Raw genomic sequence first — 14,282 nt, 5'->3', positions numbered from 1 at the left:
CCTTTCGGGGATCCGGCCCTCTGTGCATGCGCCGCACCGGTCGGCCCGGCTCAGGGCTTGTGCCCCACCGCCTCGCCGTACATCGCCCGGTCCACGGCCTTGTCCTCCGGTACCGGGTCCCCGGTCGAGACGCCGGAGTCGGCGTACGCCTTCTGCAGCCGGTCCGTGGTGCCCTTCCTGATCTCCCAGTCCATCCGCATCGACGGTGTCGACCGCAGGGTGGCTTCGTCGGTCTTCATGAGCCCGGCCAGTTCGGCGACGAAGGCGGGGTCGGACTTGTAGTCGCCGGCGAAGTAGGTGTTCACCGTGCGGATGTAGGCCCGGAGGAGGGCGACGCCCGCGTCCGGGTCCTTGTTCAGCAGGTTCGGACCGAACAGCAGCCCGCCGAGCGGCTCGCCGACGGGCTGGCCGCCGAGGAAGGCGTACTTCTTGTCGCCGTCCACCTTCCGCCAGATCGGGTCGAGCAGCCAGGCGGAGTCCACGCCGCCGTTCTGCAGGGCGGTGAGCACGTCCGCGGAGCCGAGCTGCTGGAAGCTGATCCTGTCGAGCCCGCCGCCGTGCTTCTTCAGCGACGTGTCCATCGGATACGCGATCACAGAGCCCTTGCCGATCATCGTGCCGAGCTTCCGGCCCGCCATGTCCACGTGATCGGCACTCTCGCCGTCCTTGAGGCGCACCCACAGGCCGCTCTTGGAGGTCGGGTCGGGGGAGAAGTTGCCCGCCACCCACTTGATGGCGAAGCCGCCGTTGATGCCGTTCATCACCGCGGCCTCGGGCGCAGCCCACTGTGCGTCGACGTCGCCCTTGGCGAGCAGCGGCAGGGCGTCCGGGGTGGGAAGCACCTTCAGGGAGACATCAAGCCCCTCCTTGGTGAACTCACCCTTGGCGACCGCGACCTGGAGCGGTGCGACGTACTCAGCGCTCAGGGTCCCGGTGGCGACCGTGATCTTCCGCTTCTTCGCGAGCGGCTGCGGCGCCGGAGCGCCCTTGTCGCAGCGGGCGGGCTTGCGATCGGGTGCGAGGTCCGAGGGGTCGGTCCAGCCACCGGCGCCGCAGCCGTCGACCGGCGTGACGGTGCGCGGTGCGGTGTCGGCGGCGGCGTCGTTCGACGGGTCGTTCCCGGCGCATCCTGCCGCGCCGAGCAGGGACGCCGCCACGAGTACAACGGTGCAGGTGAAAGGGGTACGTGTACGCACAGTGCCTCCGTACGGGGAGCGGGTGGAACCGTTCACGACTGACTGCGGCCGCGGTCGCGCGGGGCCCACGGGGTGAGCAGCCGGCCCGCGATCCGCACCACTTCGGAGAAGATGACGCCGAGCACCGCCACGCAGACGATGCCGACGAACATCACGTCGTTCTGGAACAGGGCGCGGGAGTCGAAGATCAGGTGCCCGAGCCCGTCGGCCGCCGCGATCTGCTCCGACGCGACGATGACCAGGACGGCCACCCCCGCCGCGATCCGCGCACCGACCAGAACGGCGGGGAGTGAGGCGGGCAGCAGGATGTGCCGGAACATCTGCCAGGGCGAGGCCCCGAACACCTGCCCCGCGTCGCGGTGTCCGGACGGGACGGCGAGCACGGCTGCCATCGTCGAGATCCAGACGAAGAAGAAGACGGTGGCGGCGACCAGGGCGATCTGCGGCCCCTCGCCGAGGCCGAACATATTGAGGAACACCGGCAGCAGCGCCAGTTTCGGCACGACGTAGAGGGCGTCGAGCAGCGGTTCCAGCGCGGCCCGGACGAGCGCGAGCGAACCCATCAGCAGGCCGAGGGCGTAGCCCGCGACCGTGCCGATCGCGTAGCCGCCGAGGACCCGCTTGAGCGTGGCCCGGACGTCCGGCCACAGCTCGCCGTCGGCCGCCCGGTCCCAGCCGTCCGCGAGGATGGTCGAGGGCGCGGGGTAGACGCGGTCGTCGATCCAGGACCTGGCGGCGGCCAGTTGCCAGAGCAGGACCAGAAGCAGCGGTACGGCGACGGCGAGCGCGATCTCCAGCGTGCGGCGCCTGCGGTGGGTGCGTACGGGATGCAGTTCCTGCGGACCTGGCCTGCGGACCAGGAGCTGTTCCCCGGAGGTGGTCGTCGACTTCAGGACCGTGCTCATGCCCGCGCCGCCTCTCCGCGTACTTCGCCGCGCAGCAGTTCCCACAACTCGCTCTTCAGCGCGGTGAACTCGGGGGTCGAGCGGATGTCGCCGGTGCGCGGCCGGGCGAACGGGGGACGGTGTTCGGCGATGATCCGGCCCGGTCTGGCGGACATCACGAGGACCCGGTCGCCGAGCACGATCGCTTCCTCCAGGCTGTGGGTGATGAACAGGGTGGTGGTGCGTGTGGTCTGGGTGAGGTCCAGCAGTTCGTCCTGCATGATCGTGCGCAACTGGGCGTCGAGAGCGGCGAACGGCTCGTCCATCAGCAGGATCTCGGGCTCGACGGCGAGCGCGCGGGCGATGGCCACGCGCTGGCGCATCCCGCCGGAGAGCTCGGCGGGATAGGCGCCGGCGAAATCGGCGAGACCCAGCCGGACCAGCCAGTCGCGCGCTCTGGCATCGGCCTCGCGGCGGGGTACACGCTGGATGTCGAGGCCGAAACGGACGTTGGCCAGGACGGTCTTCCAGTCATGGATCCCGTAGTCCTGGAAGATCATCGCTGCCGGGCGGGGCGATGCCGTACGGATGGACAGCTCACCGGCGGTGGGCCGCAGGAGTCCGGCCGCGATCCTCAGCAGGGTGGACTTGCCGCAGCCGGACGGTCCGACGATGCAGGTGAACTCGCCCGGTGCGATGTCGAGATCGACGGGGCCGAGAGCGGCCAGGGCCCGGGTGCCGCGCCCGAAGGAACGGGACAGGGCGTGGGCCCGGAGCTTGGGCGCGGTGACGGATGGCGCGGTTGCCTGGGGTGGGTTCGGGTGCGGGTCTCCCACGGGTGTCTCCTCGTGCACATCGAGGTGCACAGCCGTCGCGGGGGCGGCTGTGATCGCCGATGACGATATGACGACCCGTCAGATTGGGGAAGGGGGTGCGCGATGACAGAGGGGTGGCCGGCCGCGCCGGTGCTGTTCGGGGCGGCGCGGCGGAGCGGTCGCCGACTGCTCCGCTGCCGGCTCGGGCGCGCCCTGCCGGGAGCTCGGCGGACTCGGACCGACCGACCGGCCGGTCACGCCGTGCCGTGGCCGGCCACGCCGCGGGCGGTGGCCCGGGCACGCCGGAAGCGCCCCCACCGGAAGGCCCAGTAGGGGTGGAGGGGGAGTCGGCCGGGTCAGGCGGCCGCGGCGCAGTTCGGGCAGATGCCGCGGTACGTCATCTCGACGCCGGAGATCATGAAACCGAAGCGCTCGCCGGCCGGCAGGTCCGCGAGCGGGTCGCCCGCCGGGTGCACATCACGGATGGCGCCGCATTTCGCGCAGACCAGGTGGTGGTGGGGGCGGTGCGCGTTCGGGTCGTAACGCTTCGCCCGGCGGTCGGTGGAGACCTCGATGACCTCGCCGAGGGTCACCATCTCGCCCAGGGTGTTGTAGACGGTGGCGCGGGAGATCTCGGGCAGTCGGGCGACGGCCCGCGCGTGGACCTCGTCGGCCGTCAGGTGCACGTGGTCCCCGTCGAGGACCTCGGCCACGACGCGCCGTTGTGCGGTCATGCGCCAGCCGCGTCCACGGAGTCGTTCCAGCAGGTCACTCATGGCGCAAGCCTAGCAGTGGCGGGCGCCTGGTCCTGAACGGGTGTGAATTTGGATGCCGCATTGACTTGGACTTAGTCCATTGTAGGATCAGATACGAGATAGGCCAGGGACAGGCTGTGCTCGCCACGACGGCACGACGGCGTGTGGCGTATACGCAGGAACGACGCAGGAGGCGCACGTGACACAGGGACCGCTCACCACGGAGGCCGGCGCACCGGTCGCCGACAACCAGAACAGCCAGACCGCGGGCGTCGGCGGACCGGTGCTGGTGCAGGACCAGGTGCTGATGGAGAAGCTCGCGCACTTCAACCGTGAGCGCATCCCGGAGCGCGTCGTGCACGCCCGCGGCGCCGGTGCGTACGGCACGTTCACGCTCACCCGCGACGTCTCGCAGTGGACGCGGGCGAAGTTCCTCTCCGAGGTCGGCAAGCAGACCGAGACCTTCCTGCGCTTCTCCACCGTCGCGGGCAACCTCGGCTCCGCCGACGCGGTTCGGGACCCGCGCGGTTTCGCGCTGAAGTTCTACACCGAGGACGGCAACTACGACCTCGTCGGCAACAACACCCCGGTGTTCTTCATCAAGGACGCCATCAAGTTCCCCGACTTCATCCACACCCAGAAGCGCGACCCGTACACCGGCTCGCAGGAGGCGGACAACGTCTGGGACTTCTGGGGTCTGTCGCCCGAGTCCACCCACCAGGTGACCTGGCTCTTCGGTGACCGGGGGATACCGGCCACGCTGCGCCACATGAACGGGTACGGATCGCACACCTACCAGTGGAACAACGAGGCCGGAGAGGTCTTCTGGGTCAAGTACCACTTCAAGACCGACCAGGGCATCAAGAACCTCACCACCGACGAGGCCAATCAGATCTCCGGCATGGACCCGGACAGCCACCAGCGCGATCTGCGCGAGTCCATCGAGCGCGGCGAGTTCCCGTCCTGGACCGTGCAGGTCCAGATCATGCCGGCGGCCGAGGCGGCGACGTACCGCTTCAACCCGTTCGACCTCACCAAGGTGTGGCCGCACGCGGACTACCCGCCGGTCGAGATCGGCAAGCTGGAGCTCAACCGGAACCCGGAGAACATCTTCGCCGAGACCGAGCAGTCGATCTTCAGTCCCGCCCACTTCGTGCCCGGCATCGGTCCGTCCCCGGACAAGATGCTCCAGGGCCGCCTCTTCGCGTACGGCGACGCGCACCGCTACCGCGTCGGCATCAACGCCGACCACCTGCCGGTCAACCGCCCGCACGCCACCGAGGCGCGGACCAACAGCCGTGACGGGTACCTGTACGACGGCCGCCACAAGGGTACGAAGAACTACGAGCCGAACAGCTTCGGCGGCCCGGCCCAGACCGACCGCCCCCTGTGGGAGCCCACCCAGGTCGCGGGCGGCACCGGCACCCACGAGGCGCCGAGCCACGCCGAGGACAACGACTTCGTACAGGCCGGGAACCTCTACCGGCTCTACTCCGAGGACGAGAAGAGCCGACTGATCGACAACCTCGCCGGGTTCATCGCGAAGGTCTCGCGCGATGACATCGCCGAGCGCGCGATCAACAACTTCCGCCAGGCGGACGGGGACTTCGGCAAGCGCCTGGACGCCGCCGTCCAGGCGCTGCGCGCATAGTCCTTCTGGCGCGAGACCGGCCGGTTCCCTGCACGGGTGCCGGCCGGTCGTGCGTCCGGGCCCTCAGCCGACCAGCTCCACCGGATTGCGTCTGGCCGGTGTCCAGCAGCGGATGATGTCGCGCACCGAGACGATGCCGACCGGTCCGTCGTCGTCCAGCACGATCAGATGACGGAAGCCCCCGTGCGTCATGGCCTCGGCCGCCTCCTCCAGGGTCCAGGTGGGTGCGGCGAAGACGACATCGGTCGTCGTGTGGGTGGAGGCGGTCTCCGTGTCGGGGTCCTGCCCCGATCCCACCGCGTTGAGGATGTCGCGCTCGGTGATGATGCCGAGCCCGCAGGTGTCCGGGTCGTGGACGACGGCTGCTCCGATCCGGCGCGCCGACATCAACCGGGCGGCCTGGCGGAGGGTGTGGGTCGGGCCGATGGTCAGGACCATCGTGCTCATGGCGTCACGGACGAGCATGAAGGGAGCCACCTCCTTCGTGAAGCGACTCTGTGAGCCGATTCACAAGTTCACAAGTGGGGGGACTCTCAGAGTTGCACCGATATGAGGCGGCAACAAGGGGGAGCGAAGATCGTTCGAGGGGCGTGCGGTGGTGCGGCACGCCCCTCGTCGGTTCCGTTCGCTGCTCAGGCCCGTGCGGCCCGGTGCGGCGCGTCAGTAGCGCTGGTTCAGGTAACCCAGAAGCTCGTGGTGGAGCGTCCCGTTCGAGGCCGCGGCATTCCCGCCGCCCGGTCCGCTGACTCCGTCCAGGCTGGTGAACCGGCCGCCCGCCTCCTGGACGATGATCGCGTTCGCGGCCATGTCCCAGAGCGAGAGCTCCGGCTCCGCGCAGATGTCGACCGAACCCTCGGCGACCATCATGTACGGCCAGAAGTCGCCGTACCCACGGGTTCGCCAGCAGGCCCTGGTCAGGTCCATGAAACCGTCGAGCCGGCCCTGCTCCTCCCAGCCGGTCAGCGAGGAGTACGCGAACGAGGCGTCCGCGATGCGCTCCACCTTCGAGACATTGAGCCTGGTCGCGGAGGTCAGGCTGCGGCCGGAGAACGCACCCGCGCCTTTCGCCGCCCACCACCGCCGCTGCAGCGCCGGTGCCGACACCACGCCGACCACCGGCTGGAAGCCGTCCTCGCCGGCCTCCATCAGGGAGATCAGCGTCGCCCAGACCGGTACGCCGCGCACGTAGTTCTTGGTGCCGTCGATCGGGTCGATCACCCAGCGGCGCGGACCCGTCCCCTCGATCCCGTACTCCTCGCCAAGGATCGCGTCGCGCGGCCGTGCCCGATGGAGGTGGCCGCGGATCAGCTCCTCGGCGGCCTTGTCGGCCTCGCTCACCGGCGTCATGTCCGGCTTGGTCTCGACCTTGAGGTCCAGAGCCTTGAACCGGTCCATCGTCGTCGCGTCGGCGGCGTCCGCCAGCACGTGGGCGAGGCGCAGATCATCGTGGTAATCGGGCATGCCGTCACAGTATCCACCGCGGGTGAACGGAGCCACAGGGCCCCGGAGGCTGCGTGAAGCCTTGACAGTGCCGGGGAGCGCCTCAACTCTGAAACGCAGAGCCCCTGGGCCCGGTCCGGAGCGCCGGACACCGCCCTGGCGTGGGAGGCGACTATGCCGACAGCGCGGGAAGCACTGCTGGACGCCGCCCACGCGGCGCTCTCCGCACGGCCTTGGCCCACCGTGCGGATGGTCGACGTTGCCGCGGCCGCCGGGGTGTCCCGGCAGACGCTCTACAACGAGTTCGGCAGCAAGGACGGACTGGCCCGGGCCCTGGTCCGGCGCGCCGCCGACAGCTATCTCGCCGGCGTCGAACGGGCCCTGGGATCCGCCGGCGGCCCGGGCGAGAGACTCGCCGCCACCGCCGCCTGGACGGTCCGCGCCACACGGGCGAACGCCCTGGTCAGGGGGCTGCTCACGGGCTGCTGGGGCGAGCGGTTACCCCACCCCGTCGCCGCGCCGTGCCGCCCTGCCTCCGCCGTGCCCGCCCAGCGCAGGGCCGACGCCGGACCACCGACCCCCGCCGAACTCCTCGGACAGGTCAGGGACCGGGCGGTGGCCGCACTGGACGAGGGACGCCCGCCGCACGACCCGGCTGCCCTGGCCACGACCTGCGAACTCGCGCTGCGGCTCGCCCTGTCCTACGCGCTGGTGCCCGGGGGCGGTGCGGGAGACGGGGTGCAGCTGGTGCGGGACGTCGTGGAACGGCTGCCGGACGCGGCCGCCTGACCGGGGCGGCGCGGCACGGTGGGCCTCGGGCCGATGCCGACCGCGCCCGTCAGTGCGAGGAGCCGGACAGCTGAAGGCCGATCACGCCGAGGATCACCAGCGAGATCGAGATCAGCTTGAGCGTGGACACGACGTCGTCCAGGAAGACCATGCCGTAGATCGCGGTGCCCGCGGCCCCGATGCCGGTCCACACCGCGTAGGCGGGCCCGACGTCGAGCTTCTTCAGCGACATGGTCAGCAGCCCGAAACTGCCGAGGGCGAAGATGCAGAAGGCGATGGTCGGCCAGAGCCGGGTGAAGCCGTGCGACAGCTTGAGGCAGACCGCGAAGCCGGTCTCCAGAAGTCCCGCGACCACGACCAGCAGCCACGCCATCGTCAGTGCCCCTCCCGCGTAGGTGACCGCCCTGTACCGCTGGGTGTGATTGTGATTATGCACTTACCAATGGCGGGTGATCGCAAACGTGGCGGGGCCGGTCGCCTTCGCGTCGGTACCGGGCCGGTCGCCTTCACGTCAGTACCCGGCCCGTGGCCTTCGCGTCGGTCCCGGGCCAGGCGCCTTAACGTCAGGCGGGGCCGGTGGCCTTCGCGTCGGTCCCGGGCCAGGCACCTCTCGCGCAGCCTCCGGCGGACCGGGTCAGTCGCCTTCGCGCCGCTCCCGGGTGGACAGCAGCCGGCGCAGCGAGTCCAGCCGTGCCGGATCGGCGTGCCCCGCCTTCACCCAGGCATCCAGCGCGCATTCCGGTTGCTGGCTGTCGTGGGTGCAGCCGCGCGGGCACTCCTCGGTGCCGGGCTGAAGGTCGGGGAAGGCGTTGATGACGCGGGACGGGTCGATGTGGTGCAGCCCGAAGGAGCGGACACCGGGGGTGTCGATCACCCAGCCCCGGTAGTCCGGCAGCGGGAGCGCCAGCGCCGAGGTGGTGGTGTGGCGACCTCGCCCGGTGACCGCGTTGACGATCCCGGTCGTACGCCGTCTGTCCTTCGGCACCAGCGCGTTGACCAGCGTGGTCTTTCCGACGCCTGAGTGCCCGACGAAGGCGGTCACCCGGTCGTGCAGCTGCTCGCGGACCCGGTCGGCCGCATCGCCGTTCTCCAGTTCCTCACGGCTGGTGACGATGAACGGGACCCCCAGCGGGGTGTACGCCTCCAGCAGCTTGTCCGGGGAGGCCAGATCGGACTTGGTCAGCACCAGGAGGGGGGAGAGCCCGCCGTCGTACGCGGCGACCAGGCAGCGGTCGATCATGCGCGGGCGGGGTTCCGGATCAGCCAGCGCGGTGACGATCGCCAGCTGGTCCGCGTTGGCCACCACGACCCGCTCGAACGGGTCGTCGTCGTCCGCCGTCCGGCGCAGCACCGTCCGGCGCTCACCGATCCGGACGATCCGGGCGAGGGTGTCCTTCTCACCGGACAGGTCGCCGACGATGGAGACGGTGTCGCCCACCACCGCGGCCTTGCGGCCCAGCTCACGGGCCTTCATCGCGACGACCGTGCGGCCCTCGACGAGACAGGTGAGGCGGCCGCGGTCCACGGTGAGGACCATGCCCTCCTCGGCGTCCTCGTGCTTGGGCCGGATGTGCGTACGAGGCCGGTTGCCCTTGCGGTTGGGGCGGACCCGGATGTCGTCCTCGTCGGGGTTCTTGCCGTAGCGGCGCATGTCTCAGGCCCCGAGCATTCCGGTCCACATCTGCGGGAAGTCGGGCAGGGTCTTGGCGGTAGTCGCCACGTTCTCGATCTCCACTCCGGGGACGGCAAGGCCGATGATCGACCCCGCGGTGGCCATGCGGTGGTCGTCGTACGTATGGAAGGTACCGCCGTGCAGCGGCCGGGGCCGGATGTGGAGGCCGTCGGCGGTCTCGGTGACGTCGCCGCCCAGCTCGTTGATCTCCTTGGTGAGCGCGGCCAGCCGGTCCGTCTCGTGCAGCCGCAGGTGGGCGACGCCGCTCAGGGTGGAGGGGGAGTCGGCCAGGGCCGCGACGGCCGCGATGCCCGGGGTCAGCTCGCCGACCTCGCCGAGGTCGACGTCGATGCCGTGGATCCGGCCCGAGCCGGTGAAGGTCAGCCCGTGCTCGGTCAGTTCGCAGCTGCCGCCCATCGCGGTGAAGATCTCGCGCAGCGCGTCACCGGGCTGCGTGGTGCGCAGCGGCCAGTCCGGAACGGTGACCCGGCCACCGGTGACCAGGGCCGCGGCCAGGAACGGCTGGGCGTTGGACAGGTCGGGCTCCACGGTCAGGTCGCGGCCCAGCAGTGCCGAGGGGGAGACCCGCCAGACGTTCGGCTCGCCGCCCGTCTCCGGCTCGTCCACCTGGGCGCCGACGGCCCGCAGCATGTCGACGGTCATCCGGATGTGCGGCATCGAGGGCAGCAGGGCGCCGGTGTGACGTACCTCCACGCCCTGGTTGAAACGCGGCGCCGACAGCAGCAGCGCCGAGACGAACTGGGAGGACGAGGAGGCGTCGATCGCCACCGGGCCGCCGTCGAGCGCGCCGCCGCCGTGCACGGTCATCGGCAGGGAGCCGCGGCCGTCGTCGTCGATCCGGGCGCCGAGCACGCGCAGGGCGTCGATCACGCCCGTCAGCGGGCGCTCGTAGGAACGGGGGTCGCCGTCGAAACGGACCGGCCCGTTGGCCAGGGTCGCCACGGGGGGCAGGAAGCGCATGACCGTACCGGCGTTGCCGACATCGACGGTGACCGGGCCGTGCAGACCGGCCGGGATGACCCGCCAGGCCTCGCCCGAACCGTCCGGGCCACCGGCGACGGACGAGCTGGAGGACACCGTCTCCTCGATGCCGACCCCCATCGCGCGCAGCGCCTCGGCCATCAGCAGGGTGTCGCGGGAGCGCAGCGGGCGGCGCAGCCACCCGGGCTCCGAGGAGAGCGCGGCGAGCACCAGCGCGCGGTTGGTGACCGACTTCGATCCGGGCACCGTGACGGTGGCGTCGACGGCTCCGCTCGCGTGAGGGGCGGGCCAGAGGGCGGGGTGCACGGCACTTTCGGTCATGAGGTCACTTTAGAGCGTCGGGCAAACGGGGCGCGGCGGCGCGGGGCAGGGCTCACAGCCCCAGCAGCCAGCGGCCGCCGCCGATGAGAGAGCAGAGCGACACCGCGTGGAACAGGAACAGCCACAGCGCGGCCGGCACGTCCGTCAGCCGGGACAACTGGTCCGCGTCCGAGTCCGGTGCCCCGCCGTGCCGCCGCTTGGACTGCAGCTCGAACGCCGGACGCACGCCGCCCAGCAGCAGGAACCACACCGCGCTGTACGCGAACAGGGACTGCCAGGCGGGCGAGGCCAGCCATGACATCAGCAGGAAGAGCGATCCGGTGAGGATGACCGTCAGCGCCCCGTACACATTGCGGATCATGACCAGCATCACCGCGAGCAGGGCTGTGGCCAGCCACAGCAGCAGCGTGATCCGGCCGTTCACCAGCAGCCAGGCACCGCCCAGACCCAGCAGCGGCGGTGCGGTGTAACCCGCTGCGGCGGTCAGGACCATGCCGATCCCGGTCGGCTTGCCCCGGCTCACCGTCAGCCCGCTGGTGTCCGAGTGCAGCCGGATGCCCGAGAGCTGCCGGCCGGTGACCAGGGCGATCAGCCCGTGGCCGCCCTCGTGGGCGATGGTGATCGCGTTGCGTGACAGCCGCCATATGAAGTTCGGTACGACGGCGATGAGCGCGGCCGTGGCGGTCACCACCACCAGCCACTGCTCGGGGGCGGGCTGGGTGCCGAAGACGCGGTCCCACAGATTGCCGAGATCGGTGCTGTCCATGGTCTGGGCGGCTCCTTGCGGTATTGGCGTCATCGGTGTCCGGTCGGGATGACGGTCGTGGCAGTCTGGCACCTATGTGCGGACGGTATGCAGCGAGTCGGCGGCCCGAGGATCTGACCGGACTCTTCCAGGTGGAGAAGTGGGAACCGGCCGAGACGCTGGAACCCGATTACAACGTGGCGCCGACCAAGGAGGTCTACGCCGTACTGGAACGTCCTGTGAAGGACGCCGACGACCAGCGTCCGGTTCGCCAGCTGCGCGCCCTGAAGTGGGGGCTCGTGCCTTCCTGGGCCAAATCCCCGGAGGGCGGCGCCCGGATGATCAACGCCCGCGCCGAGACGGTCCACGAGAAGCCGTCGTTCCGCCGCCCCTTCGTCTCCCGGCGCTGCATCCTGCCCGCGGACGGCTATTACGAGTGGGTGACCGGCAGCGAGGAGCGGCAGCTGGAGGAGAAGGGCCGGAAGAAGCGGCCCCGCAAGCAGCCGTACTTCGTGACGCCCGCCGACGGATCGGTCTTCGCCATGGCCGGTCTCTACGAGTTCTGGCGCGACCGGACCCTGCCGGACGACCATCCCCAGGCCTGGTGGGTGACCTGCTCGGTGATCACGACCGAGGCGGAGACGGCCCCGCTGGCCGTCGCGCCCGCCGAGGGCCCGTCCGCGCTCGCCGACATCCACCCCCGGATGCCGCTGATGCTGACCCCGGACCGCTGGGACGACTGGCTGGACCCCTCCCGTACGGATGTCGAGGAGCTGCGCGGGCTGCTCGCGCCCCCGCCCGGCGGGCTCATGCGGGCCTATCCGGTGGCCACCGCCGTCAGCAACGTCCGCAACAACGGCCCCGAACTGCTCGACGAGCTGGCGGCGCCCGAGGTGAGCACGCTCTTCTGAGCGGACGAGCGGACGAGCGGACGAGCGGATGAGGGCAAGGGGACAAGCGGACGAGCGGACGAGCGGGTGACGCGCCGGAGTCCGGGCGGCCCGCCGCGGGTTGGTTGGATGGGGGTGTGAACGCCACCGAGACAGACCCCCGCACCGAAACGGTCGACACCGACGCCGGCCGGGCCCGGATCACCTGGGTGCCCGCGGCACGCCCCCGCCTCCTGCTCGCGCTCGGACACGGCGCGGGCGGCGGCATCGAAGCCCGGGACCTCAAGGCCCTCGCTGCCGCGCTGCCCGCTCACGAGGTGAGCGTCGCTCTGGTGGAGCAGCCCTGGCGGGTCGCCGGGAAGAAGCTCGCTCCCGCCCCGAAGACCCTGGACACCGGCTGGCGCGGCCTGTGGCCGGTGCTGGCGGCCCCGGGGCTCCCGGTCGTCGCAGGAGGGCGCAGCGCCGGGGCCAGGGTCGCCTGCCGGACCGCGGCGGGGCTCGGCGCCCGGGCGGTCCTCGCGCTCAGCTTCCCGCTGCACCCTCCGGGCCGCCCGGAGAAGTCCCGCGCCGACGAGCTCCTGGGCGCCGGCGTCCCCACGCTCGTCGTCCAAGGCGGCAACGACCCGTTCGGCAAGCCCGCCGAATTCCCGCCGGGGGAGTACCGGATGGCCGAGGTGCCGCACGGGGACCACGGCTTCGCCGTCCCCAGGCGATCCGGGCTGACCGAGGCTCAGGCGATGGAGATCCTCACCACGTCCGTGACCGGCTGGCTGGCCGGAATCGAGTGATCCGGGGCCGGTCCCGGACCCGGGAATGTTGAACGGGGGGCCGCTGTTGTTCGGGACGTCGGTACACCAACGTCGTATGTGGAGAGGGAGTCCGTCGCATGGGTTCGACCATCTGCCCGCGTCGCTCGAACGCCGCTGACCTGGAGTGGACGGTGCTGCATGCGGCCAAGACCACTCCCGAGCGGGCACTGAACGGATCGGATCGACAGCCCGCGTCGGACCAAGGTCGACTATTCTCCGATTCGAGCGGGTCCGGTTTCGGCTCCGCCACAGCGTTGGAGGAGGTGGGTCCGGTCACTGGGACCGACACAGGGACCGACGACGGCCGCCCGCAGGAGACGACCGCCGAGCGCAACGCGCGCTTCGAACGCGATGCCCTCGGTTTCCTCGACCAGATGTACTCGGCCGCGCTGCGCATGACGCGCAACCCCGCGGACGCCGAGGACCTGGTCCAGGAGACGTATGCCAAGGCGTACGGCTCCTTCCACCAGTTCCGTGAGGGCACCAACCTCAAGGCGTGGATGTACCGCATCCTCACAAACACGTTCATCAACTCGTACCGCAAGAAGCAGCGCGAACCCCAGCGCAGTGCGGCCGAAGAGATCGAGGACTGGCAGCTGGCTCGTGCCGAGTCGCACATGTCGACCGGTCTGCGCTCCGCCGAGTCCCAGGCTCTTGACCACCTGCCCGACTCCGATGTGAAGTCTGCGCTGCAGGCCATCCCCGAAGAGTTCCGCATCGCCGTCTATCTCGCCGATGTAGAGGGCTTTGCCTACAAGGAGATCGCGGACATCATGGGGACTCCCATCGGTACGGTGATGTCCCGGCTGCACCGGGGCCGCCGTCAACTGCGCGGCATGCTGGAGGACTACGCCCGTGACCGCGGGCTCGTCCCGGCGGGCGCCGGTGAGTCGGACGATCGGAAAGGCTCGGGCTCATGAGCTGCGGAGAGCCGCACGAGACGGAGTGCGCTGAGGTCCTCGATCACCTCTACGAGTTCCTCGACCGGGAGATGCCCGACAGCGACTGCAACAAGTTCGAGGTGCACTTCGGCGAGTGCTCCCCGTGCCTGGAGAAGTACGGCCTGGAGCAGGCCGTGAAGAAGCTGGTCAAGCGCTGCTGCGGTCAGGACGACGTCCCGGCCGACCTGCGCTCGAAGGTGATGGGCCGGATCGACCTGATCCGGTCCGGGCAGGCGGTACCGGAACAGGACGTCACGGTCTCCGACACCGAGCTGCCGGCCGCCGCCAACGAATGACGCATCACCCGAACGTGCTAATCGCAGCCGTCGGCACTCTGCCGGGGCGCCCAACTCGCTAGCCTGACGCCTCCAT

At 70.6% G+C, this 14,282-nt stretch carries 16 protein-coding genes; 6 read left to right on the top strand and 10 right to left on the bottom strand.

The features are described 5' to 3' along the window. Positions 1-50: 50 nt before the first annotated feature. From JGS39_RS05450 to JGS39_RS05435, 4 genes are all read right to left on the bottom strand, one after another. A complete protein-coding gene (locus tag JGS39_RS05450) occupies positions 51-1,157 on the bottom strand; it encodes an ABC transporter substrate-binding protein (RefSeq protein ID WP_308120190.1) in 1,107 nt (368 codons plus the stop codon). Between the two features lie 71 nt (positions 1,158-1,228). Next, entirely contained in the window at positions 1,229-2,101 is an 873-nt protein-coding gene (locus tag JGS39_RS05445) for an ABC transporter permease (RefSeq protein ID WP_219567568.1), read from the bottom strand. Further along, positions 2,098-2,916 carry an ABC transporter ATP-binding protein gene (locus tag JGS39_RS05440; RefSeq protein WP_219567567.1) on the bottom strand — a complete coding sequence of 273 codons (819 nt, stop codon included), beginning with the start codon at positions 2,914-2,916 and terminating at the stop codon, positions 2,098-2,100. Before JGS39_RS05440 ends, JGS39_RS05445 begins: the two co-directional genes overlap by 4 nt. Positions 2,917-3,251: 335 nt before the next feature. After that, complete coding sequence (locus tag JGS39_RS05435; protein ID WP_219567566.1) at positions 3,252-3,671, bottom strand: Fur family transcriptional regulator; 420 nt, start codon at positions 3,669-3,671, stop codon at positions 3,252-3,254. Between the two features lie 178 nt (positions 3,672-3,849). Here JGS39_RS05435 and JGS39_RS05430 point away from each other — a divergent pair, with 178 nt between their 5' ends. After that, the gene (locus JGS39_RS05430) at positions 3,850-5,301 is read left to right on the top strand and encodes a catalase (protein WP_219567565.1); all 1,452 of its coding nucleotides are present in this window, start codon (positions 3,850-3,852) and stop codon (positions 5,299-5,301) included. A gap of 63 nt (positions 5,302-5,364) precedes the next feature. Here JGS39_RS05430 and JGS39_RS05425 read toward each other — a convergent pair whose 3' ends face one another. Next, entirely contained in the window at positions 5,365-5,766 is a 402-nt protein-coding gene (locus tag JGS39_RS05425; protein WP_219567564.1) for a CBS domain-containing protein, read from the bottom strand. Positions 5,767-5,961: 195 nt separating this feature from the next. After that, positions 5,962-6,762 carry a histidinol-phosphatase gene (gene hisN, locus JGS39_RS05420; protein WP_148020630.1) on the bottom strand — a complete coding sequence of 267 codons (801 nt, stop codon included), beginning with the start codon at positions 6,760-6,762 and terminating at the stop codon, positions 5,962-5,964. 153 nt (positions 6,763-6,915) lie between these two features. On the opposite strand from hisN, the gene JGS39_RS05415 reads away from it, so the two are divergent. Then, the gene (locus JGS39_RS05415; RefSeq protein ID WP_219567563.1) at positions 6,916-7,530 is read left to right on the top strand and encodes a TetR/AcrR family transcriptional regulator; all 615 of its coding nucleotides are present in this window, start codon (positions 6,916-6,918) and stop codon (positions 7,528-7,530) included. Between the two features lie 49 nt (positions 7,531-7,579). Here JGS39_RS05415 and JGS39_RS05410 read toward each other — a convergent pair whose 3' ends face one another. From JGS39_RS05410 to JGS39_RS05395, 4 genes are all read right to left on the bottom strand, one after another. Continuing rightward, a complete protein-coding gene (locus JGS39_RS05410; RefSeq protein WP_219567587.1) occupies positions 7,580-7,903 on the bottom strand; it encodes a DMT family transporter in 324 nt (107 codons plus the stop codon). A gap of 261 nt (positions 7,904-8,164) precedes the next feature. Next, positions 8,165-9,181: a ribosome small subunit-dependent GTPase A gene (rsgA, locus tag JGS39_RS05405; protein WP_219567562.1), complete on the bottom strand. Its 1,017-nt coding sequence runs from the start codon at positions 9,179-9,181 to the stop codon at positions 8,165-8,167. A 3-nt stretch (positions 9,182-9,184) separates the two neighbouring features. Then, positions 9,185-10,525, bottom strand: coding sequence for a 3-phosphoshikimate 1-carboxyvinyltransferase (gene aroA, locus JGS39_RS05400; RefSeq protein ID WP_219567561.1), 1,341 nt, complete (start codon positions 10,523-10,525; stop codon positions 9,185-9,187). A 52-nt stretch (positions 10,526-10,577) separates the two neighbouring features. After that, positions 10,578-11,291 (bottom strand): M50 family metallopeptidase, encoded by a 714-nt coding sequence (locus JGS39_RS05395; protein WP_219567560.1) that lies wholly within the window; start codon positions 11,289-11,291, stop codon positions 10,578-10,580. A 74-nt stretch (positions 11,292-11,365) separates the two neighbouring features. On the opposite strand from JGS39_RS05395, the gene JGS39_RS05390 reads away from it, so the two are divergent. The 4 genes from JGS39_RS05390 to rsrA all read left to right on the top strand — a co-directional run bounded on the left by JGS39_RS05390 (position 11,366) and on the right by rsrA (position 14,206). Then, on the top strand, positions 11,366-12,181 hold the full coding sequence (locus tag JGS39_RS05390) for an SOS response-associated peptidase (RefSeq protein ID WP_219567559.1): 816 nt from the start codon (positions 11,366-11,368) through the stop codon (positions 12,179-12,181). Between the two features lie 116 nt (positions 12,182-12,297). Continuing rightward, the gene (locus JGS39_RS05385) at positions 12,298-12,948 is read left to right on the top strand and encodes an alpha/beta hydrolase family protein (protein WP_219567558.1); all 651 of its coding nucleotides are present in this window, start codon (positions 12,298-12,300) and stop codon (positions 12,946-12,948) included. Positions 12,949-13,232: 284 nt separating this feature from the next. Continuing rightward, positions 13,233-13,889: a sigma-70 family RNA polymerase sigma factor gene (locus tag JGS39_RS05380; RefSeq protein WP_018105559.1), complete on the top strand. Its 657-nt coding sequence runs from the start codon at positions 13,233-13,235 to the stop codon at positions 13,887-13,889. Further along, positions 13,886-14,206, top strand: coding sequence for a mycothiol system anti-sigma-R factor (rsrA, locus tag JGS39_RS05375; RefSeq protein WP_219567557.1), 321 nt, complete (start codon positions 13,886-13,888; stop codon positions 14,204-14,206). The genes JGS39_RS05380 and rsrA overlap by 4 nt, the downstream gene beginning before the upstream one ends. Positions 14,207-14,282: the final 76 nt, after the last annotated feature.

Source organism: Streptomyces poriferorum, assembly GCF_019399235.1.
Taxonomy (GTDB): Bacteria; Actinomycetota; Actinomycetes; order Streptomycetales; family Streptomycetaceae; genus Streptomyces; species Streptomyces poriferorum.
Note: the sequence above shows the minus strand (reverse complement) of the source record. Positions and strands in the feature narration are given on the sequence as shown.

What these genes read in the sequence shown, in the direction of transcription:
- JGS39_RS05445 (WP_219567568.1), bottom strand. Translation starts at nt 2,101, where the DNA reads ATGAGCACGGTCCTGAAGTCGACGACCACCTCCGGGGAACAGCTCCTG.
- JGS39_RS05435 (WP_219567566.1), bottom strand. Translation starts at nt 3,671, where the DNA reads ATGAGTGACCTGCTGGAACGACTCCGTGGACGCGGCTGGCGCATGACC.
- JGS39_RS05425 (WP_219567564.1), bottom strand. Translation starts at nt 5,766, where the DNA reads ATGCTCGTCCGTGACGCCATGAGCACGATGGTCCTGACCATCGGCCCG.
- hisN (WP_148020630.1), bottom strand. Translation starts at nt 6,762, where the DNA reads ATGCCCGATTACCACGATGATCTGCGCCTCGCCCACGTGCTGGCGGAC.
- JGS39_RS05415 (WP_219567563.1), top strand. Translation starts at nt 6,916, where the DNA reads ATGCCGACAGCGCGGGAAGCACTGCTGGACGCCGCCCACGCGGCGCTC.
- JGS39_RS05410 (WP_219567587.1), bottom strand. Translation starts at nt 7,903, where the DNA reads ATGGCGTGGCTGCTGGTCGTGGTCGCGGGACTTCTGGAGACCGGCTTC.
- rsgA (WP_219567562.1), bottom strand. Translation starts at nt 9,181, where the DNA reads ATGCGCCGCTACGGCAAGAACCCCGACGAGGACGACATCCGGGTCCGC.
- aroA (WP_219567561.1), bottom strand. Translation starts at nt 10,525, where the DNA reads ATGACCGAAAGTGCCGTGCACCCCGCCCTCTGGCCCGCCCCTCACGCG.
- JGS39_RS05395 (WP_219567560.1), bottom strand. Translation starts at nt 11,291, where the DNA reads ATGGACAGCACCGATCTCGGCAATCTGTGGGACCGCGTCTTCGGCACC.
- JGS39_RS05390 (WP_219567559.1), top strand. Translation starts at nt 11,366, where the DNA reads ATGTGCGGACGGTATGCAGCGAGTCGGCGGCCCGAGGATCTGACCGGA.
- rsrA (WP_219567557.1), top strand. Translation starts at nt 13,886, where the DNA reads ATGAGCTGCGGAGAGCCGCACGAGACGGAGTGCGCTGAGGTCCTCGAT.